At 35.8% G+C, this 279-nt stretch carries 1 protein-coding gene; it reads right to left on the bottom strand.

Going from position 1 to position 279, the window contains the following annotated elements:
• Window positions 1–266, bottom strand: a 266-nt coding sequence (locus ACYQ78_RS39500; RefSeq protein WP_459806123.1) for a lipopolysaccharide biosynthesis protein, incomplete at its 3' end; no start/stop codon positions are given.
• Window positions 267–279 lie beyond the last annotated feature (13 nt).

Genomic DNA, 279 nt, shown 5'->3' with positions numbered 1-279 from the left:
ATGCACAAATAAAAAAGACTGGAGAAGGTTCTATTCAGATCTTTTTTGTTATCCTTGACATTACTGATGGCCCGTAAACCGTAGTTATAGACTCCATAAGTTGCAAAGGGTAAGAAAAATGACAAAATTGTGTCGACAGAGTTGAAGTAACCATAGTCAGTTCGGTCTAAGACACGCGCGACGTAGGTACCAGTTAAGATGGGAAAAATAATATTCAAGACACGAATTCCCATATAAGATAGAGCATTTAATTTTATACTTTTCATTCAATTTACCTCG

The organism is Herbidospora sp. RD11066, assembly GCF_054661255.1.
The sequence above is the reverse complement of the archived record's forward strand: the minus strand, read 5'-3'. Positions and strand labels throughout refer to the sequence as shown.